15 protein-coding genes are annotated in these 20,032 nt (G+C 72.0%); 9 read left to right on the top strand and 6 right to left on the bottom strand.

Annotation, left to right across the window (positions count from 1 at the left end):
- Positions 1 to 76: 76 nt before the first annotated feature.
- The 4 genes from ACGFU6_RS33340 (at position 77) to ACGFU6_RS33325 (ending at position 4,901) form a co-directional block, all read left to right on the top strand.
- Positions 77 to 976 (top strand): LysR family transcriptional regulator, encoded by a 900-nt coding sequence (locus ACGFU6_RS33340; protein WP_393616315.1) that lies wholly within the window; start codon positions 77 to 79, stop codon positions 974 to 976.
- 216 nt (positions 977 to 1,192) lie between these two features.
- Positions 1,193 to 2,161 carry an agmatinase gene (speB, locus tag ACGFU6_RS33335; RefSeq protein ID WP_393616314.1) on the top strand — a complete coding sequence of 323 codons (969 nt, stop codon included), beginning with the start codon at positions 1,193 to 1,195 and terminating at the stop codon, positions 2,159 to 2,161.
- Positions 2,158 to 3,849: a thiamine pyrophosphate-binding protein gene (locus ACGFU6_RS33330; RefSeq protein ID WP_393616313.1), complete on the top strand. Its 1,692-nt coding sequence runs from the start codon at positions 2,158 to 2,160 to the stop codon at positions 3,847 to 3,849. Before speB ends, ACGFU6_RS33330 begins: the two co-directional genes overlap by 4 nt.
- A 176-nt stretch (positions 3,850 to 4,025) precedes the next feature.
- Positions 4,026 to 4,901 (top strand): serine hydrolase, encoded by an 876-nt coding sequence (locus ACGFU6_RS33325; RefSeq protein WP_393616312.1) that lies wholly within the window; start codon positions 4,026 to 4,028, stop codon positions 4,899 to 4,901.
- A 4-nt stretch (positions 4,902 to 4,905) separates the two neighbouring features.
- Here ACGFU6_RS33325 and ACGFU6_RS33320 read toward each other — a convergent pair whose 3' ends face one another.
- On the bottom strand, positions 4,906 to 5,580 hold the full coding sequence (locus ACGFU6_RS33320) for a TetR/AcrR family transcriptional regulator (RefSeq protein ID WP_393616350.1): 675 nt from the start codon (positions 5,578 to 5,580) through the stop codon (positions 4,906 to 4,908).
- Positions 5,581 to 5,759: 179 nt separating this feature from the next.
- On the opposite strand from ACGFU6_RS33320, the gene ACGFU6_RS33315 reads away from it, so the two are divergent.
- Entirely contained in the window at positions 5,760 to 7,217 is a 1,458-nt protein-coding gene (locus ACGFU6_RS33315; RefSeq protein ID WP_393616311.1) for an MFS transporter, read from the top strand.
- 112 nt (positions 7,218 to 7,329) lie between these two features.
- Positions 7,330 to 11,070: an ABC transporter ATP-binding protein gene (locus ACGFU6_RS33310; RefSeq protein ID WP_393616310.1), complete on the top strand. Its 3,741-nt coding sequence runs from the start codon at positions 7,330 to 7,332 to the stop codon at positions 11,068 to 11,070.
- A 61-nt stretch (positions 11,071 to 11,131) separates the two neighbouring features.
- Here ACGFU6_RS33310 and ACGFU6_RS33305 read toward each other — a convergent pair whose 3' ends face one another.
- Positions 11,132 to 11,632: a hypothetical protein gene (locus tag ACGFU6_RS33305; protein WP_393616309.1), complete on the bottom strand. Its 501-nt coding sequence runs from the start codon at positions 11,630 to 11,632 to the stop codon at positions 11,132 to 11,134.
- Positions 11,633 to 11,780: 148 nt separating this feature from the next.
- Here ACGFU6_RS33305 and ACGFU6_RS33300 point away from each other — a divergent pair, with 148 nt between their 5' ends.
- Together ACGFU6_RS33300 and ACGFU6_RS33295 are read left to right on the top strand one after the other, a co-directional pair.
- Positions 11,781 to 12,236 (top strand): hypothetical protein, encoded by a 456-nt coding sequence (locus tag ACGFU6_RS33300; RefSeq protein ID WP_393616308.1) that lies wholly within the window; start codon positions 11,781 to 11,783, stop codon positions 12,234 to 12,236.
- 119 nt (positions 12,237 to 12,355) lie between these two features.
- Entirely contained in the window at positions 12,356 to 13,831 is a 1,476-nt protein-coding gene (locus ACGFU6_RS33295; RefSeq protein ID WP_393616307.1) for a S28 family serine protease, read from the top strand.
- 60 nt (positions 13,832 to 13,891) lie between these two features.
- Here ACGFU6_RS33295 and ACGFU6_RS33290 read toward each other — a convergent pair whose 3' ends face one another.
- Together ACGFU6_RS33290 and ACGFU6_RS33285 are read right to left on the bottom strand one after the other, a co-directional pair.
- Entirely contained in the window at positions 13,892 to 15,742 is a 1,851-nt protein-coding gene (locus ACGFU6_RS33290) for a glycoside hydrolase family 3 protein (protein ID WP_393616306.1), read from the bottom strand.
- A 193-nt stretch (positions 15,743 to 15,935) separates the two neighbouring features.
- Positions 15,936 to 16,844 (bottom strand): LysR family transcriptional regulator, encoded by a 909-nt coding sequence (locus ACGFU6_RS33285; protein ID WP_393616305.1) that lies wholly within the window; start codon positions 16,842 to 16,844, stop codon positions 15,936 to 15,938.
- Between the two features lie 101 nt (positions 16,845 to 16,945).
- Between ACGFU6_RS33285 and ACGFU6_RS33280 the strand changes: the two genes are divergently transcribed.
- Entirely contained in the window at positions 16,946 to 17,857 is a 912-nt protein-coding gene (locus ACGFU6_RS33280) for an EamA family transporter (protein ID WP_393616304.1), read from the top strand.
- 59 nt (positions 17,858 to 17,916) lie between these two features.
- On the opposite strand, the gene ACGFU6_RS33275 is transcribed toward ACGFU6_RS33280, so the two are convergent.
- Complete coding sequence (locus ACGFU6_RS33275; RefSeq protein WP_393616303.1) at positions 17,917 to 18,705, bottom strand: sugar phosphate isomerase/epimerase family protein; 789 nt, start codon at positions 18,703 to 18,705, stop codon at positions 17,917 to 17,919.
- A gap of 214 nt (positions 18,706 to 18,919) precedes the next feature.
- Positions 18,920 to 19,984 (bottom strand): LacI family DNA-binding transcriptional regulator, encoded by a 1,065-nt coding sequence (locus ACGFU6_RS33270; RefSeq protein WP_393616302.1) that lies wholly within the window; start codon positions 19,982 to 19,984, stop codon positions 18,920 to 18,922.
- Positions 19,985 to 20,032 lie beyond the last annotated feature (48 nt).

Genomic DNA, 20,032 nt, shown 5'->3' with positions numbered 1-20,032 from the left:
TGAAGTCTGAGGACTGCCCACCCATCGCGTCCAACGAATGATTGCAATGGTTTCGATCGATGATTACGATCGGGGGGTGGAGTTGAAGCATCTCGCGACGTTCGTCGTGGTCGCCCGGCGGCTGAGTTTCACCCGTGCCGCCGAGGAGCTGGGGTACGTACAGTCCAGCGTCACCGCACACATCAAGGCACTCGAAACAGATCTCGGCGTTCCTCTCTTCGAACGCCTCGGCCGCCGGGTCACCCTCACCGACGCCGGCCGCGAGCTGCGAGGCCACGCCCAGACGCTCCTCAACCACGCGGAGCGGGCGACCGAAGCGGTACGCGGCGCGAGCAGCGACCCCCGGCGCGTGCGGGGGACGCTGCGCATCGCCGCACCGGAGAGCCTGTGCGCACACCGGCTGCCCACCGTGCTGGGAGCCCTGAAGGACCGCTTCCCCTACCTCCAGGTCGCCTTCGGCGCGGCGAGCAGGACCGCTCTGATGAACGCGCTCAGCGAAGGCAGTCTGGACGCCGGATTCCTGCTCGAGGAGGAGGTGGCCGGGCCGAACGTGACCGCCGCGAGGCTGGCGGAGGAGGAGCTGAGCCTGGTTGCCCGTCCCCGGCACCGGCTGGCACTCGGCGGCCCGGTCCGGACCGAGGACCTGGCCGGGGAGACCCTGCTGCTCATCGAGAAGGGCTGCGCACAGCGTGAGGTGATGGACCGCGAGCTCAGGCGGGCCGCGATCCGGCCCGCGACCATGGAGTTCGTCAGCACGGAGGCCCTCAAGCGCTGCGCCGCGGCCGGACTAGGTGTCGCGCTGCTGCCGACGGTCGCCGTTGCCGACGAGATCGCCAGGGGGGAGCTCAGCGCGCTGGAATGGGCGCACCGCCCCGTCCTCGGCATCTACCTCGTCGTCCACAAGGACCGCCACCCCACGTCCGCGCTGCGTACCCTCACCTCGCTCGCTCGGGCGCAGTGGCCGGCCACGGCCTGATCTCCGGGGCGCGGTGCGGGGACGTTCCGGCCGCTGCCCGAAGCCGGTATGGACGAACCGTCCGTCCCCTTGGGCGAGAATGGATGAAACGTACACTTCAGGGTTGACTCCGCGCCGCCTAGCGTCATCGGCAGACCCGTATGAGTGCTTCCGTGCCGTTGCGGGAGATCCGGCACACTCCGAGCAGCGCGTAATCGAAGGAAAGGCCACCCACCCATGAGCAGCACCGAATCGCCGCGCGGCCCCGTCGACTCCTCCCGCGTCCCGCGGTACGCCGGGCCCGCGACGTTCGCCCGGCTGCCCCGCCTCGACGAGGTCGGCACGACGGATGTCGCCGTGGTCGGCGTGCCCTTCGACACCGGGGTCTCCTACCGGCCCGGCGCCCGCTTCGGCGGCAACGCGATCCGGGAGGCCTCGCGGCTGCTCCGCCCGTACAACCCGGCACAGGACGCCTCGCCGTTCGCCCTCGCGCAGGTCGCGGACGCCGGTGACATCGCGGCCAACCCCTTCGACATCAACGAGGCCGTCGAGACGATCGAGGCCGCGGCCGACGACCTGCTCTCCACCGGTGCCCGGCTGATGACGCTCGGCGGCGACCACACCATCGCGCTGCCCCTGCTGCGCTCCGTCGCCAAGAAGCACGGCCCCGTCGCGCTGCTCCACTTCGACGCGCACCTCGACACCTGGGACACCTACTTCGGCGCCGAGTACACCCACGGCACCCCGTTCCGCCGGGCCGTCGAGGAGGGCATCCTCGACACCTCCGCGCTCTCCCACGTCGGCACCCGAGGCCCGCTGTACGGCAAGCAGGACCTCACCGATGACGCCAAGATGGGCTTCGGGATCGTGACCTCCGCCGACGTCATGCGACGCGGCGTCGACGAGATCGCCGACCAGCTCCGGCAGCGCATCGGCGACCGGCCGCTCTACATCTCCATCGACATCGACGTGCTGGACCCGGCGCACGCCCCCGGCACCGGCACCCCCGAGGCCGGCGGCCTCACCTCCCGTGAGCTGCTCGAAATCGTGCGCGGCCTCTCCTCCTGCAACCTGGTCTCCGCCGACCTGGTCGAGGTCGCCCCCGCGTACGATCACGCCGAGATCACCTCCGTCGCCGCCTCCCACACCGCGTACGAGCTGACGACGATCATGACCCGCCAGATTGCAGAGGCCCGGACGAAGTGAGTCACGACCACCACGACGAGCGCCCCGAGCTCACGCCCGAGCAGATCGCCGCCGCGCTGAACCCCCCGCCCGGCCGCAACGGCGGCGACCTCGTCGTCGAGACCCTCCAGGGACTGGGCGCGACCACCGTCTTCGGGCTGCCCGGACAGCACGCGCTGGGCATGTTCGACGCGCTGCGCCGCTCGTCGCTCGGCTACGTCGGCCTGCGCGTCGAGAACAACGCGGGCTTCGCCGCCGACGCCTACGGGCGCATCACCGGCGAGGTCGCCCCGCTCCTGCTGTCCACCGGACCCGGCGCGCTCACCTCGCTCGCCGCGCTCCAGGAGGCGGCCAGCGCCTCCGCGCCCGTGCTGGCGATCTCCAGCCAGATCCCGAGCGCGGGACTCGGCGGCGGACGACACGGCTACCTGCACGAACTGCGCGACCAGAAGGCGTCGTTCCGCGACATCGTGAAGTCCGTCCACACGGTGCGCACCGCGTCCCAGATCCCGTCCGCGATCGCCGCCGCCTGGGAGTCCGCGCTGACGGCCCCGCACGGCCCGGTCTGGGTCGAGATCCCGCAGGACGTGCTCCTCGCGGTGACGACGCTGCCCGTCGTCACCGCGATGGACGCCACCCCGGGCGAACTGCACGCGCGCCCCGAGCTCATCGCGGTGGCGGCCCACCTGCTGTCGAACGCCGAGCGGCCCGCGATCATCGCGGGCGGCGGGGTCGTACGCTCCGACGCCTCCGGCAAGCTCCGGGCACTCGCCGAGAAGGTCGGCGCGCCGGTCGTCACCACCTTCGGGGGCAAGGGCGCCTTCCCGTGGGAGCACCCGCTCTCGCTGCAGTCCTGGCTGGAGGACCGGCACACGACGGACTTCCTGGAGGACGCCGACGTCCTGCTGGTCGTCGGCTCCGGACTCGGTGAGCTCTCCTCGAACTACTACACGTTCGCCCCGCGCGGCCGGGTCGTCCAGATCGAGGCCGACGCCGGCAAGCTGGAGTCCAACCACCCGGCGCTCGGCATCCACGCCGACGCCCGGGACGCCCTGGCCGACCTCCTCGAAGCGGTCCCCCCGCGCGAGGACCCGGCCGCCGCCGAGCGCGTCCGGGAGGTGCTCGGCCGGGTACGGGACAGGATCGACGCCCAGGGACGCACCCTGGAGCAGCACCTGCTCGGCGAGATCCGGTCGGCCCTGCCCGACACGTCCCCCAGCTTCTGGGACATGACGATCCTCGCCTACTGGGCCTGGTCGGCCTTCGACGCCCGCCACCCCAACACCATGCACTCGGCCCAGGGCGCGGGCGGCCTCGGCTACGGGTTCCCGGCGGCCATCGGCGCGGCGGCGGCCGACCGCACGAGGCCGGTCCTGGCGGTCTCCGGCGACGGCGGCGCGATGTACTCCATCGCGGAGCTCGCCACCGCCCGCCAGTACGACCTGCCGGTCACCTGGCTGATCGTGGACGACGGCGGCTACGGCATCCTGCGCGAGTACATGACCGACGCCTTCGGTGAGAGCACCGGCACGGAGCTGTCCCGCCCGGACTTCGTCGCCCTTGCCGAGTCCTTCGGCGTCCCGGCCGTCCGTACGAGCCCCGAGACGCTCGCCGGCGACCTGGCCAAGTCCTTCGCGCAGCCCGGCCCCTCGGTCGTCGTACTCCCGGCACTGCTCAGGATGTTCGAGCCGACGCACCTTCAGGGCTGACGTCGGGCCGAGTCGCCCCCGGAGCCGTAACGGCTCCGGGGGCGCTGCGTTGTTCCCGTCACAGTCGCGACGAATGGGGCTTCCGTCACATACAACTCTCCGGTTGTCCGGGAGTCTTTCGTGCGGGCGCCAGGGGTGCGCCGCAGGACCACTCAGGCAGGGGACGGGAACGCACCATGGCCACAACTCACATATCCCGCCGTGCCCGGGGCGCGCTGGCCACTGTCCTGGCCGCCGGGGTGCTGGCACCCGTGGCGCTCGGCGCGGCGCCCGCCGCCGCCGCGACGCCCGCGGTGAGCTGCGCCTCCGCCAGGGCGGGGCTCGCCGCCAAGCTGTCCAGGGACATCACCGCGGCGCTCAAGGGGCGGAAGTCCACCACCGCGGTGGCGCTGTACGACCGGACCACGAAGACGTCGTGCACCCTGCGCGCCACATCGGCGTACGACTCCGCGAGCGTCGTGAAGGCGACCGTGCTGGCCACGCTCCTGCGGGACAGCGCCGAGCACCACCGCTCCCTCACGCGGCGCGAGACCGGCCTGGCCACCGCCATGATCACCAAGTCCGACAACAACGCCACCACCAGCCTGTGGAAGCAGCTCGGGGCCACCAAGGTCAAGGCGTTCCTCAAGGCGGCCGGGATGACACACACCGTGCCCGGCTCCGGCGGCTACTGGGGGCTCACCCGGATCACCGCGCAGGACGAGCAGCGGCTGCTGACCCTGCTCACCGCGAAGAACTCCGTGCTCAGCGACAGTGCGCGCGCCTACGAGCTCGGGCTGATGCACCGGGTCGTTCCCTCGCAGCGCTGGGGAACGCCCGCCGGGGCTCCGGCCTCGGCCACGGTCCAGCTCAAGAACGGCTGGCTGCAGCGGGCCACCCACGGCTGGCGGGTGCACAGCGTCGGCGCCTTCACGGGCAAGGGCCACGACTACGCGCTCTCGGTGCTCACCCAGGACAACGCGACGATGAACACCGGCATCGCCACCGTCCAGGCCGTCGCCCGCGCCGTGCACAAGGATCTGAACCCGCGCACGGCCGGCCACCCGCAGTAGGCGGTCAGGTCCCGGACGGGAGCCGGCCGGGGCCGGCCCCGGCCTGGAGGCGCAGACCGGCCAGGGTCAGTTCGAGGCCGGAGAGGAACTGCTCCTTGTCGTCGTGCCCGTCGAACTCGTCGACGATGTCGTGCAGGAACGGGTACGTCCCGGCGTCGAGCGTGCGCCACGTCGCGGCGTAGCGGCCGAGGAACTCCTCCCGGCCCACGAGGCCGTCGACCACCTCCTGTGGCGGTTCCTGCCCCATGTCGGCGGCGTTGGCGACGACGACGCCCACGATTGCCGTCACGGCGTGGAACCGCTGCCGGGGCGTGAGGTCGAGCCGCAGCGTCTTCTCCCCCAGCTCCTCGTAGAGCCGCAGCGCGTTGCCCTCGACGTCGATGTTCTGCATGAAGCGCGCGCCCAGCCACGGCCGGTCCACGACCGCGTCGAACAGGGTGACGGCCATCACGCGCAGGTCCTCGATCGGGTCGCCGCTGCCGCTCTGCTTCTCGACGGTGGCCAGCACCCCGCCGAGCACGTGGTCGATGGCGCGGTCGAGCAGGTCGTCCTTGCCCGAGACGTACCAGTAGATGCTGCCGACGCCCGTGCCGAGCCGGGCCGCGAGGGCGCGCAGCGTCAGCGCCGGCGCGCCCGCCTCGTCGAGCAGGGCCACGGCCGCGGAGAGGACGGCCTCGATGGAGTGCGAGCCGCGCTGACGTCCTCGGGAAGGGCGGTCGGCGGGTCGTGGTCGCGGGCCTGTCATGACTCCCATCCAATCACAGCTTGCGCATTTATCGAACTAGGTTCTATGGTCGAACCACGTTCTATTGTAGAACGTCGTTCGATAGTCGTCGACGTTCCGGAAGGAGGCCCGTCATGACCACCACCGCCACCGCGCCCGCCGCGCCACGCACCTATCCGTCCCTGCGCGCCGCATGGATCCCGCTGGCCGCGCTCTGTCTGGCCTTCTTCGTCGAGATGGTCGACAACACGCTGCTCTCCATCGCGCTGCCCACGATCGGCCGGGACCTCCACAGCGGCACGACCTCGCTGCAGTGGGTCACCGGCGCCTACTCACTGACCTTCGGCGGCCTGCTGCTGACCGCCGGATCCGTGGCCGACCGGCTCGGGCGCAGACGAGTACTGCTGGTCGGCCTCGCGGCCTTCGGCCTGCTCAGCCTGGGCGTCGCCGCGGTCAGCACCGCGGGGGAGCTCATCACCCTGCGGGCCGGCCTCGGCATCGCCGCCGCGGCGATGGCCCCCATCACCAACTCGCTGGTCTTCCGGCTGTTCGACGACAAGGCGCTGCGGATGCGCGCCATGACCCTGATGATCATCGTCGGCATGTCCGGCTTCGTCCTCGGCCCACTGCTGGGCGGCACCGCCCTGGCCCACGTCCGGTGGCAGTGGCTGCTGCTCATCAACGCCCCGATCGCCCTGATCGCGGCCATCGGCGTCCGCCTCGGCGTCCCCGCCGACCGGCCGCAGGACCTGACCCGCGACAGGCTCGACCTGCCGGGCGCCGTCCTGAGCGTCCTCACCATCGGCCTCGCCTGCTACTCGCTGACCAGCGGCGTCGAGCACGGCTGGCTCTCCGTGGCCACCCTCGCCTCGGTCCTGGGTGCCCTCGCCGCAGGGATCGCGTTCGTGTGGCACGAGCGCCGCAGCGCATCGCCGATGCTGGACCTGCGCCTCTTCTCCGACGGCACCGTCCGAGGCGCCGCCATCGCCCAGATCGGCACGGCCATAGCGATGGCCGCCGTGATGTTCGGCCTGATCCTCCACTTCCAGTACGCCTACGGATGGAGCCCCGTACGGGCCGGTCTGGCGAACCTGCCGCTCATCGTGACCATGATCCTCGCGACCCCCCTGTCCGAATGGCTCGCGGCCCGCTTCGGCCACCGCGTCGCCTGCCTGGTCGGCGCCGCCTGCCTGGCCGGCTCGCTGGCCGGACTGTCCTGGGGCGTCGACCACGGGTACGGCGTCATCGCGCTCTGCATGGTCGTGATGACCATCGGGCTGCGCACCGTCATGACGATCTGCGCCATCGCACTCGTCGACGCCATGCCGTCCAACCGCACCTCGATCGGCACCGCGCTCAACGACACCGCCCAGGAGGTCGGCAGCAGCATCGGCACCGCCGTGGTCGGCACGATGATCGCCGCACTGGTCACCACCCAGCTGCCCGCAGGCACCTGGAGCCACGCCCTGGTGGCGTCGTTCTTCCACGGCGAGCGGATCACCTACGCGGTACTCGCGGTCGTCGTCGGCCTGATCGCCGCCGGCGGCGCGCTCTCCCTCACCAACTCCCGCCTCACCGAGGAAGCACACTGAGGCATCCGCCCAAGACCTAGGCCGAAGGTCGGGTATTTGTTGCGGAGGGATGAAATCCGCCGCCCACCACGTTGGTGCCTTCCGGAAGAGCAGGTCGAACGGGAGGCACCGGGTGTCGGACGCAGGGGAGACAGGCGAGGGGCGGCAGCCCCGTGGCTGGGCGCGCAGGCTGAGCGGTTACGCCTGGCGGTACCGGCGCAATGTGCTGCTGGCCCTCGGCTCGTCGCTCGCCGGAATGGCGGTGATGGCCCTGGTCCCGCTGATCACCAAGGTGATCATCGACGACGTGGTGGGCAACCACACCCGCTCCCTGGCCGTCTGGACCGGGCTGCTGATAGGGGCCGCCGCGCTGGTGTACGTATCCACGTACATCCGCCGCTACTACGGCGGCCGGCTCGCCCTGGACGTCCAGCACGACCTGCGGACCGAGATCTACGGGACGATCACCCGCCTCGACGGCAAGCGGCAGGACGAGCTGTCCACCGGACAGGTCGTCGGGCGCGCCACCAGCGACCTCCAGCTGATCCAGGGGCTGCTGTTCATGCTCCCGATGACCATCGGGAACGTGCTGCTCTTCCTGCTCTCCCTGGTGATCATGGCGTGGCTCTCGCCGCTGCTGACCCTCGTCGCCGTCGCCGTCGCCCCAGCGCTCTGGTTCATCGCCCGCCGCTCCCGCACCCGGCTCTTCCCCGCCACCTGGTACGCCCAGTCGCAGGCCGCGGCCGTCGCCGGGGTCGTCGACGGGGCCGTCTCCGGCGTCCGCGTCGTCAAGGGGTTCGGGCAGGAGGACCAGGAGACCGGCAAACTGCGCGAGGTCGGGCGCAGGCTCTTCGCCGGGCGGCTGCGCACCATCCGGCTGAACTCCCGCTACACCCCCGCCCTCCAGGCCGTCCCCGCGCTCGGCCAGGTCGCCATGCTGGCCCTCGGCGGCTGGCTCGCCACCCGGGGCGAGATCACCCTCGGCACGTTCGTCGCGTTCTCCACCTACCTCGCCCAGCTCGTCGGCCCGGTCCGGATGCTCGCCATGGTCCTCACCGTGGGACAGCAGGCCCGCGCCGGTGTGGAACGCGTGCTGGAGCTCATCGACACCGAGCCCTCGATGCAGGACGGCACCAAGCAGCTCCCCACCGACGCCCCGGCCAGCGTCGAGTTCGAGGACGTCCGCTTCGGCTACGACGATGACCGCCCCGTCCTCGACGGCTTCTCGCTGACCATCGAGCCCGGCGAGACCGTCGCCCTCGTCGGCGCGTCCGGCAGCGGCAAGTCCACCGTCTCGATGCTCCTCCCGCGCTTCTACGACGTGACGCACGGCGCCGTCCTGATCGGCGGCCACGACGTCCGCGAGCTGACCTTCGACTCGCTGCGGGCCGCCATCGGCCTCGTACCGGAGGACAGCTTCCTGTTCTCCGACACCATCCGCGCCAACATCGCCTACGGGCTCCCGGACGCCACCGACGACCAGATCGAGCAGGCCGCCCGCGCCGCCCAGGCCCACCGCTTCATCGCCGAGCTGCCCAAGGGGTACGGCACCGAGGTCGGCGAGCACGGCCTGACCCTCTCCGGCGGCCAGCGCCAGCGCGTCGCGCTCGCCCGCGCCATCCTCACCGACCCCCGCCTCCTCCTCCTGGACGACGCCACCTCAGCGGTCGACGCCCGGGTCGAGCACGAGATCCACCAGGCGCTGCGCGAGGTGATGGCGGGCCGCACGACGCTGCTGATCGCGCACCGCCGCTCCACGCTCAACCTCGCGGACCGCATCGCCGTCCTGGAGAACGGCCGGCTCGCGGACATCGGCACGCACGAGGAGCTGGAGCGCCGCTCCCCGCTCTACCGGCGGCTGCTCACCGACCCGGACGAGCTCGGCGGCACCTCGCCCGGACACCGGCCGGCCGGCCCCGCGGCCGACCCTGCGGACGACCGCGCGCTCCAGGAGGAGCTGGACGCCGAGTTCGACGCCGAGCGCGGCATCACCCCCGAGCTGTGGGTCCGCAAGGAGGGGGCCCGGGAGGCCGACGCGGCCGGCACGCCCGCCACCCCCGAACTCCTCGCCCAGGTCGACGCCCTGCCCCCGGCGACCGACACCCCGGACGTGGATGAGGCCCGCGCCGTGCACGCCGAGGAGTCCTACGGGCTGCGCCGGCTGCTGCGCGGCTTCGGGCTCCCGCTGCTGGTGAGCCTCGCGCTGGTGGCCGTGGACGCCGGAGCGGGACTCCTGCTGCCGGTGCTGATCAGGAACGGCATCGACGAGGGCGTCACCCAGCTGGCGCTCGGCGCGGTCTGGGCGGCCTCCGCCCTCGGCCTCGTCGTCGTACTGGTGCAGTGGGTGGCCCAGATCGGTGAGACCCGGATGACGGGCCGCACCGGCGAGCGGGTGCTCTACTCGCTGCGGCTGAAGATCTTCGCGCAGCTCCAGCGCCTCGGCCTGGACTACTACGAGCGCGAGCTGACCGGTCGGATCATGACCCGGATGACGACGGACGTGGACGCGCTGTCCACGTTCCTGCAGACCGGCCTGGTCACGGCCTTCGTCTCCGTGGTCACCTTCTTCGGGATCATGGTCGCGCTGCTGGTCCTGGACGTCGAACTGGCGCTGGTGGTCTTCGCGACCCTGCCGGTGCTGATCATCGGCACGGTCTTCTTCCGCCGCAGGAGCGTCAAGGCGTACGAGCTGGCCCGTGAGCGCATCAGCGCCGTCAACGCCGATCTCCAGGAGTCCGTGTCCGGGCTCCGGATCGTGCAGGCCTTCCGCCGCGAGGGGGACGGCGCCGAGCGGTTCGCCGGGCGCAGCGACTACTACCGCGAGGCCCGGGTCCGAGGCCAGTGGCTGATCTCGGTCTACTTCCCGTTCGTCCAGCTGCTGTCGTCGGTGGCCGCGGCGGCCGTGCTGATCGTCGGCGCCGGCCGGATCGACAACGGCACGCTCACCACGGGCGCGCTGGTCGCCTACCTGCTCTACATCGATCTGTTCTTCGCGCCCGTGCAGCAGCTCTCCCAGGTCTTCGACGGCTACCAGCAGGCCACCGTCTCGCTCGGCCGGATCCAGGAGCTCCTCCAGGAGCCGACGTCCACCGCCGACCAGGACGAACCGCTGGACGTGCTGTCACTGCGCGGCGAGATCGCGTTCGAGAACGTGTCCTTCGCCTACACCGGTGAGGAGGACGCGCTCACCGGCGTCGACCTGCGGATCCCGGCCGGTCAGACGGTCGCGTTCGTCGGCGAGACGGGGGCGGGAAAGTCCACCCTGGTCAAGCTCGTCGCCCGGTTCTACGACCCGACGGACGGCCGCGTCACGGCGGACGGCACCGATCTGCGCAGCCTCGGTCTCACCGCGTACCGGCACCGGCTCGGCGTCGTCCCGCAGGAGGCGTACCTCTTCGCGGGCACGGTCCGCGACGCCATCGCGTACGGGCGGTCCGAGGCCACCGACGCGCAGGTGGAGGCGGCGTCCAGGGCGGTCGGCGCGCACGACATGATCGCCACGCTGGACGGCGGTTATCTGCACGAGGTCGCCGAGCGCGGCCGCAACCTCTCCGCCGGACAGCGGCAGCTGATCGCGCTCGCCCGCGCTGAACTCGTCGACCCGGACATCCTGCTGCTGGACGAGGCCACCGCTTCCCTGGACCTGGCCAGCGAGGCACTGGTCAACCAGGCGACCGACCGCCTCGCGGGCCGGCGCACCACGCTGGTCGTCGCCCACCGCCTCACCACCGCCGCCCGCGCCGACCGGGTCGTGGTGATGGACCACGGCCGGGTCGTCGAGGACGGCACGCACGACGAACTCCTCGCCCTGGACGGGAAGTACGCCGTGCTGTGGCGCACCTTCATAGGGGAGGACGAGCCTGCCGGGGTGTGAGGCGGCGGACGTGGCGCCCCCGGCCGCCCTGCGGGCGACGACGGCAGGTTGAAGACAGGCCCTAGCCGCGGATGCCGGTGATCTTCCCGGTGCCCAGCGACGACTGCACGGTCAGCTCGGTGTACGTCGGGTGGGCGACCGAGCCCCAGGTGAGCCGGACGTGCGTCCAGGCGTGACCGGCGCCGCTGCCGCCCGCGGTGACGCGGAAGGCGGCCGGCACGTCCTGGGCGCGCAGCACGCCGTCCGCGTGGTTGGCCTTCTCCCAGGCGCGCAGCTCCTGGCGCAGCTCGGGCGTGAGGTAGAAGCCGCGGAGTGCGGTGGCGAGCTCGGCCCCGTCCTCGGCGGCGACGGCGTCGAGGTACGAGCCGTAGAAGTGGGCGACCTCCTGGGCCTCTGCTTCGGCGACGTCGTCGCGGGCCGGCGCCGAGGCGGACGCCCGCTGCGGTGCGACGGCTGCGGCGGCCGGAACGGCGGCGACCGCGGTCAGGAGCGTGGCCGCGAGCAGTGTGCGGCCGATGATGCGGCGGCCGAGGGAGCGCTGGGTGGTGCGGAGTCGGGTCATGAGGGTGCCTTCCTTTCGTATGGCTCTGTCCTGTTGGAGACATCGTGTGGCGATTTGGTTGCCCGGAATGTGGAGCACGCCGGGTGCAACCTCCGGATGGGCTCCCGCGTCGTACGCAGATACGTATTTGTGCCGGATAGTGGCGCATGTGTTCGATGAGGCGATGGGGTGGCTGGTGAACAGAGCGACGATCGGGCGGACCGAGGGGCCGCACGGACGCACGGGGCGCGGGAGCTCCGCTCGGCTGCTGGTGCTGGTCCTGACCGCCGTCCTCGGACTGCTCATCGGCGGGATCGGGGCGACCGGTGCGAACGCGGCGTCGGTCTGCGCCGGACGACCGGCGAAGACCCTGAAGTTCGGCACCGGCGAGCTGCGCGTCTACAAGAACCGCTCCTACGCCTGCGCCCTCGCGGTCGCCGCCAAGCCCGGCGCGCGTCGCAAGATGTCCGTACAGATCCAGCCGCGGGGCGGCCACCCCGTCGTCGACAGCGGGAGGTTCACCCGGCAGGCCGGACCGGTGACGGTCCACGCGCTGAACCGGTGCGTCCGGGTCTCCGGCACCATCTCGGGCCGGACGGGCACCACGGGCTGGATTCTGTGCTGACCGGGACGGAATCTGTGCTGACCGGGTGATCTGTCCGGGCCCGGCGGCAATGAGGTCTGGCGGCACGGGTGTTGCCCCGCTAGGTTCACGTGGTCTGTCGTGAATCAAGGGGAGGGTGTATGCGCAAGGCGCTCAGAGGTTTCCTGTCGCTCGCGATGCTCATCGGCACAGTGAGTGCGACGGGTGCCTCCGCCGGGGCGGCCACCGCCGCCGAACCGGCCGCGCTCCGTTCCGCCGTAGGTGACAGCGGTACGAGCACGGACATCAAGGACCGCATCCTGGCCATCCCGGGAATGAGCCTGATCGAGGAGAAGCCCTATCCGGGCTACCGCTACTTCGTCCTCAACTACACCCAGCCGGTCGACCACCGGCACCCGTCCAAGGGCACGTTCCAGCAGCGGATCACCCTGCTGCACAAGGACACCTCCCGGCCGACGGTGTTCTTCACCAGCGGGTACAACGTCTCCACCAACCCCAGCCGCTCCGAGCCGACCCGCATCGTGGACGGCAACCAGGTCTCGCTGGAGTACCGTTTCTTCACCCCGTCCCGCCCGTCGCCCGCCGACTGGTCCAAGCTCGACATCTGGCAGGCCGCCAGTGACCAGCACCGGGTGTTCACCGCGCTGAAGCGGATCTACTCGAAGAACTGGCTGACCACCGGCGGTTCCAAGGGCGGCATGACGGCCACGTACTTCGAGCGCTACTACCCGAAGGACATGGACGGCGTCGTCGCGTACGTCGCGCCCAACGACGTGGTCAACAAGGAGGACTCGGCGTACGACCGGTTCCTGGCCGGTGTCGGCACCAAGGCGTGCCGCGACAAGCTGAACGGTGTGCAGCGCGAGGCGCTCGTCCGCCGGAAGCCGCTGGAGAAGAAGTACCGGCAGTACGCCGCCGACAACGGGTACACCTTCAACACCGTCGGCACCCTCGACAAGGCCTACGAGGCCGTCGTCATGGACTACATCTGGGCGTTCTGGCAGTACAGCCTGCTCGCCGACTGCGAATCCATCCCGGCCGACGCCAAGAACGCCACCGACCAGGCGATCTGGGACTCCATCGACTCGATCTCCGGCTTCTCCGCCTACGCCGACCAGGGCCTGGAGACGTACACGCCGTACTACTACCAGGCGGGTACCCAGCTCGGTTCGCCCGACATCAAGCAGCCCTGGCTCGGCAAGCTGAGCCGGTACGGCTACCAGCCGCCGCGCACCTTCGTGCCGCGCTCCATCCCGATGAAGGCGCAGCCCTCGGTGATGCGGGACGTCGACAACTGGGTCAGGCACCACGCCGACCACATGCTGTACGTGTACGGGCAGAACGACCCGTGGGGTGCGGAGCGCTTCCGGCTCGGCGCGGGCGCCCGTGACAGCTACGTCTTCACCCAGCCCGGCGGCAACCACGGCTCGAACGTGGCGGGGCTGATCCCGTCCGAGAACGCCACGGCCACCGCCGCCATCCTGCGCTGGGCGGGCGTCGCCCCGACGGCAGTCCAGGCGGACCCGGCGAAGGCGAAGCCGCTCGCGAAGTTCGACGCGGTGCTCGACAAGCGGGACCTGACGACCGAGCACCGGCTCGGTCACCGGCGCCCGTAGCGGGACCTGCGCCGGCGGCCGCCCGTCCCGGGCGGCCGCCGGACTCCTGCCGGGCCTTGTCTAGTAGGACAGCCCGTAGCCCACGGGGTACAGCACCCGCGCCGGGTCGTCCGCGCGCTGGACCGGCACCGGCAGCGCGCCGCGCGGCTCCGCGCGGCCCGCGATCACCCGGGCCGCAGCCCGCAGTTCGACATCGGTCCAGGAGTACGCGGCGAGGCTCGCCGCGTGCCCGGTCCCGGCCAGTTGGGCGATGTCGTACGGATTGCGGATCGCGAGGGTGACCACCGGGACGCCCGTCGCGGCCAGCGCGCTCACCAGGGTGCGCTGCGAACTGGTCGCCGTGACGTTGTACGTCCCCACCACCACCGCGTCCTTGCCCCGCGCGGCCGCCACCGCCGCGTCGATGTCCGCCTTGGCCGGCGCGGTCCCGGTGGACAGGGCGGTCGCCGCGTACCCCAGCTCCTTGAACTCGGCGGCCAGGGTGGTGGTCGGCGGGCCCGTCGTGCCGGACGGGGAGGCCGGATCGGCCCCCACCACCAGCAGCTCGCGGTGGGAGCGGCGCGAAAGCGGCAGCAGCGAACCCTCGTTGGCCAGCAGCGTGGTGGTGCGCTCCGCGATCCGGTCGGCGGCGGCCAGGTGCGAGCGGGTGCCGACCGTACGGTCCACGCCCCGGCCGCTCACGAACGGGTCCTCGAACAGCCCGAGCTTCGTCTTCAGCCGCAGGATGCGCAGGATCGATTCCTCGATCCGGGCCTCACTGACCTCGCCGCTCCTGACGGCCGCCAGCAGGGCGTTCCACGAGACGTCGAGGTCCGGCGGGTTGAGCAGCTGGTCGACGCCCGCCTGCACGGCCAGCACCGGCACGCGCTCGTCGCCGTACTTGGTCCGCACGCCCTCCATGCCGAGCGAGTCGGTGACCACGACGCCGTCGTAGCCCAGCTCCTCGCGCAGGATGCCGGTGAGGATGGGCCGGGACAGGGTCGCCGGGTCCTCGGCCGGGTCGAGCGCGGGCACCACGATGTGCGCGGTCATGATCGAGTCGATGCCGGCGGCGATCGCGGCCCGGAACGGCGGCTCGTCCAGCTCGGCCCACTGCTCGCGGGTGTGGGTGATGACCGGCAGACCGGTGTGGCTGTCGGTGCTGGTGTCGCCGTGGCCGGGGAAGTGCTTGGCCGTGGAGGCGATCCCGGAGCTCTGGTACCCCTTCACCTGGGCGGCGACCATCGCGGCCACCGACTGCGGATCGGAGCCGAAGGAGCGCACCCCGATCACCGGGTTGGCCGGGTTGACGTTGACGTCCGCGTCCGGGGCGTAGTTCTGGCAGATGCCGATCGCGGCCAGCTCGGCGCCCGCGATCCGCCCCGCCTCGCGGGCGTCGGAGCGCGAACGGCCCGCGCCGAGCGCCATCGCGCCCGGCATCAGCGTTGCGGGCTCGCCGACCCGGCAGACGATGCCGTGTTCCTGGTCCGTCGAGACGAGGAGCGGCAGCGGGGTCGGCCCCGCCAGACCGGCTCGCTGGATGCCGTTGGAGAGCTCCGCGATCTGGTGCGGGTCACGGGTGTTGTGCGCCCAGGTGAAGTAGATGATGCCGCCGACGTGGTACTTGGCGATCATCTCCGCCGCGGTGCGCACACCGATCTCGGCGAGGTTGGCGTCGATGTCGGCCTGGTCGGGGTCGGTGGCGGAGTGCCCGTAGACCCGCATGACGAACAGCTGGCCGACCTTCTCCTCCAGGCTCATCCGGGAGATGAGCCGCTTCAGCCGCCGGGTGGTGGCTGCGGAGTTGTGGCTGCCGCCCGCGGACCTCGGGGCGGCGACGGCGCCGGGGGCGAGTGCCGTACCCGTCGCGGCGACGACAGCGGTGGCGGCGGTGGCGGTGAGGAGGGTGCGTCTGGAGGGGCGGTGGTGCACGTGAGCTCCTTCGGCCGTACTCGGTGACGAGGTGATGGTGAAAGAAACTTCCAAGGATCACGGATATCCAGAAAATAACTTCCGGTCAAGGGTCCCGACCGTTCGAGCGCGTCCCGCACGCGCGGTGGAGGGGGGATGAATCCCCCACCCCTGCTCACCTCGTCCCACCTCGCCCCGGGCGGGACGGTCCCGGCTACCGCAGCCCCGCGCCCGCCCCGTGCGCCTGGAGGGCCGCGACCGCCGCCGTGATCGCTGGACGGCGGGCCGCCTCCGTGCGCCACAGCGCGTACAGCCGGCGCACGGGTACCGGCTCGACCCCCACCGCTGCCACTCCGTCCGGCAGCGGCCCGCGCCCCAGCCTGGGCATCATCGCGACCCCCAGACCGGCGGCGAGCAGGGCCAGTTGGGTGTGGTTCTCCTCGGCCTGGTGGCGGATGTCCGGCTCGTAGCCCGCCGTGCGCAGCGTCCGCACCAGCCAGTCGTGGCAGACCGTCCCGGGCGGCTGGCAGATCCACCGCTCCCGCGCCAGCTCCTCGCGCCGCACCCCGCTCCGCCCCGCCAGCCGGTGGCCCGCGGGCACCAGCAGATCGCAGTGGTCCTCCCCGATCACCGCCTGTGCCACGCCCTCCGGGGCGGGCAGCGGCGCGATGTCCCAGTCGTGCGCGACGGCCAGGTCGATCACGCCCTTGGCCACCAGATCCACCGAGAGGTGCGGATCGACCTCGGTCATCCGGACGTCCAGGGCCGGGTGCTCGCGGTCCAGCTCGGCCAGCACCACGGGCAGCAGCCCGCGCGCCGCCGAGGCGAACGCGCCGATCGACAGCCGCCCCGTCGGCAGCCCCCTGCGCTCCTCCAGCGCCGTCTCGGCCCGCTCCACGATCGCCAGCAACTGCTGGGCCGTAGCTGCCAGATGGAGCGCCTCCTCGGTGAGGGCGACCCCGCGCCCGCGACGCTCAAGGAGCGTCGTACGGGTCTCCCGCTCCAGCTTGGTGATCTGCTGCGAGACCGCCGACGGGGTGTAGCCGAGCGCGGCGGCCGCGCCCGCGACCGAGCCGTGCACGGAGATGGCGTGCAGCGCGCGCAGCCGGGAGAGATCGAGCACCGGAGCCTCCGGGAGCCTCGGGAATCATTAGCGTCGCTCAATTCCACCATGAAGAAATCCGCGCTGGTGCTAAATGGTCGGTGCGGGTGATCCTCGGGGGCATGCGTCCCCTTCACATCGCCCTGGCCGCCGTGGTGGCAGCCGTCTGGGGTGTCAACTTCGTCGTCATCGAACTGGGCCTCGCCCACTTCCCGCCCCTGCTCTTCTCCGCCCTGCGCTTCCTGGTCGCGGCAGTGCCCGCGGTCTTCTTCGTCGGCCGCCCGAAGGTCGCGTGGAAGTGGATCGTGGGGGTGGGTCTTGTCCTCGGGATGGCCAAGTTCGGGCTGCTGTTCATCGGCATGGACCGGGGGATGGGCGCCGGACTCTCCTCCCTGGTCCTCCAGGCCCAGGCCGTCTTCACCGCCCTGTTCGCCGCGCTCGCGCTGGGCGAACGGCCGGGACGGGTACGGGTGCTGGGGATGGGCGTGGCCCTCGCCGGCATCGGGGTGGCGGCGGTCGACGAAGGGGCGGGCGGGCCGGTGCTCGCCTTCGTCCTGGTGATCGCGGCGGCGGCCTGCTGGGGCGTGTCCAACGTGCTGACCCGCAAGGCCGCCCCGCCCGACGCCCTCAACTTCATGGTCTGGGTCTCCACCGTCCCGGTGCTGCCGCTGCTCGGGCTCTCGCTCCTCTTCGAGGGCCGGCACCGCGATACGGAGGCCCTGGCCGCGCTCGACTGGAGCGGCGCCGGAATCATCGTCTACGTCGCCTGGGTCACCACGGTGTTCGGCTTCGGGGCCTGGGGCTTCCTGCTGAGCCGCTACCCCGCTTCCTCGGTGGCCCCGTTCACCCTGCTGGTGCCCGTCTTCGGGATGTCCTCGGCCGCCCTGCTGCTCGACGAGTCGGTGAGCCCGTTGCGGTGGTGCGCGGCGGCGCTGCTGGTCGGCGGGGTGGCCCTGACCTCGCTGGCCGGGGCGCGGCGCCCCCGCCCCGCCGCCCCGGAGCTTGCGGAGCCGCAGGTCGCGGGGGCCGCCTGAGCGTCCTGCGAACCCACCCACGACTGTCGCGGTGTCGCGGCACGTCGCGGGTGCGGCCGCTACTGCTTCGGCGCGCCCAGCCGGAGCAGGTGCTCGCGTCCCGCGCTCAGCAGCCCCGGCAGGTCGGCCGCCTCCGGGTGCCAGCGCTTCTCGTACTCCCAGCAGACCCAGCTGTCCGCGTCCAGGGTGTCCAGGCAGGCCCGCAGCGGCAGCACCCCGGCGCCCAGGGCGAGGGGCTCGGTGTCCTCGGCCGACGCGATGTCCTTCACCTGGACGTAGCCCAGGTGCGGGGCCAGCACGGCATGGCTCGCGACCGGTTCCTCACCGGCCAGCCAGGTGTGCATGATGTCCCACAGGGCGCCGATGCTCCCGTGCCCCACCGTCCCGACCACCCGGGCCACAGCGGCTCCGGCGCGGTGCGAGTCGTGGGTCTCCAACAGGATGCGTACGCCCATGTCCGCGGCGTACGGAGCTGCGGCGGCCAGCCTGCGGGCGGCGGCCGCGTCCGCCGCGTCGGGGTCCTGGTCACCACCGCCGGGGAAGACCCGGACGTTGCGCGCCCCCAGGTCCCGGGCCAGCTCCACCAGGCCGGCCAGCTCGTCCAGCACCGGCTGGTCCTCGCCCTCGGACGCGGCCCGCACATAGCCGGCCACGGTCAGGATCTCGATCCCGCCCCGCTTGAACTCCTCGACCACGTCGGCGCGTTCGAGCATCGAGAGCCCCGGGTGCACCGGCTCCTCCGGATGGGCGCGCAGCTCGACGCCCTGGTAGCCGTGCTCGGCGGCCAGCCGGACGACCTCGGATATCGGCAGCCCCGGCACCCCGAGGGTGGAGAAAGCGAGCTTCACGTGCATGTCCTTCCATCGGTACCTGCGTGCCCCCGCACCGTACGGTCCGGTCGGCGGCCGGCACATCACCGGCTCACGGCCTGACTGACGGATGCCCCGGTCACGGCGAAGCAAGTCACCTCCTGCGGAACCGGTCACGGCGAACCACGTCATCCCCTGCGGAACCGGTCACGGCGAACCACGTCATCCGCTGAGGCACCGGTTGACGCAAGGGTCACCCCCGGGGCGCCGCCGTCGACCCGCGGACCATCAGCTCGGCCGGGATCGTCGCGATGCCGCCGGGCGGCGGGGTCTCCTTGCCCGTCGCCAGCCGGCCCGCCCGCGCCCCCGCCTCGAACAGCGGCAGCCGTACGGTCGTCAGGGCCGGGACCACGTCCACCGAGAACGGCAGATCGTCGAAACCGGCCACCGAGATGTCCTCGGGGATGCGCAGCCCCCGGTCGCGGATCGCCGCGGCGGCGCCCAGGGCCACCGTGTCGTTCGCGGCCACGACGGCCGTGATCCCCGGATCGCGGCGCAGGAGTTCGACGGTGGCGTCGTAGCCGGAGCCTCGGTCGTAGGAGCCGTGCACGGTGAGCCGCACCTCGTCCCCGGCGAGCCCCTCGGCCTTGAGCGCCTCGCGGTGGCCCTCCAGGCGGTGGCGGGTCGTGGTCCGCTCCAGCGGTCCCGCCGCGTAGCCGATGGTGCGGTGGCCCAGCGAGATCAGGTGCTCGGTCAGCCGCCGGCCGCCGCCCCGGTTGTCGAAGGCGAGCGCGGCCAGGACCGATTCGCCGTCCGGCAGCGGGGGCCGCCCGCACAGGACCACCCTGGTTCCCGCGTCCGCGAGCTTCGCCAGCTTCGCGGAGACCGCCGCCCGGTGCGCCGGGTCCTCGACCGCGCCGCCGGTCAGCACGACGGCGGCGGCGCGCTGGCGCTGGAGCAGCGTCAGGTAGGTGAGCTCGCGTTCCGGGGTGCCGCCGGTGTTGCAGACGATCGCCAGCTTCTCGCCGCCCGCCCGGCCGGAACCGTCGCCCGGACCGCCGATCTCCGTCTGCGCCGCGCCCGCCATGATCCCGAAGAAGGGGTCCGCGATGTCGTTGACCAGGATGCCGATGAGGTCGGACGTGGCGGCCGCGAGCGAGCTGGCGGGCCCGTTCAGCACGTAGTCCAGATCGTCCACCGCACGCAGCACCCGCTCCCGAGTGGACGCGGCCACCGGGTAGTTGCCGTTCAGCACGCGGGACACCGTGGCCGGGGACACCCGGGCGCGAGCCGCCACGTCCGCCAGGGTGACTGTCATCGCATTCCTCCGAGGAGTGATGAGGGGAGAGGGGCCGATCAGCGTGCC

Origin of the sequence: Streptomyces sp. NPDC048462 (assembly GCF_043200175.1) — a bacterium.
Lineage (GTDB): Bacteria > Actinomycetota > Actinomycetes > Streptomycetales > Streptomycetaceae > Streptomyces.
This window is presented reverse-complemented; position numbering and strand designations above follow the sequence as displayed.

What these genes read in the sequence shown, in the direction of transcription:
- ACGFU6_RS33315 (WP_393616311.1), top strand. Translation starts at nt 5,760, where the DNA reads ATGACCACCACCGCCACCGCGCCCGCCGCGCCACGCACCTATCCGTCC.
- ACGFU6_RS33280 (WP_393616304.1), top strand. Translation starts at nt 16,946, where the DNA reads ATGCGTCCCCTTCACATCGCCCTGGCCGCCGTGGTGGCAGCCGTCTGG.
- ACGFU6_RS33270 (WP_393616302.1), bottom strand. Translation starts at nt 19,984, where the DNA reads ATGACAGTCACCCTGGCGGACGTGGCGGCTCGCGCCCGGGTGTCCCCG.
- ACGFU6_RS33305 (WP_393616309.1), bottom strand. Translation starts at nt 11,632, where the DNA reads ATGACCCGACTCCGCACCACCCAGCGCTCCCTCGGCCGCCGCATCATC.
- ACGFU6_RS33295 (WP_393616307.1), top strand. Translation starts at nt 12,356, where the DNA reads ATGCGCAAGGCGCTCAGAGGTTTCCTGTCGCTCGCGATGCTCATCGGC.
- speB (WP_393616314.1), top strand. Translation starts at nt 1,193, where the DNA reads ATGAGCAGCACCGAATCGCCGCGCGGCCCCGTCGACTCCTCCCGCGTC.
- ACGFU6_RS33325 (WP_393616312.1), top strand. Translation starts at nt 4,026, where the DNA reads ATGGCCACAACTCACATATCCCGCCGTGCCCGGGGCGCGCTGGCCACT.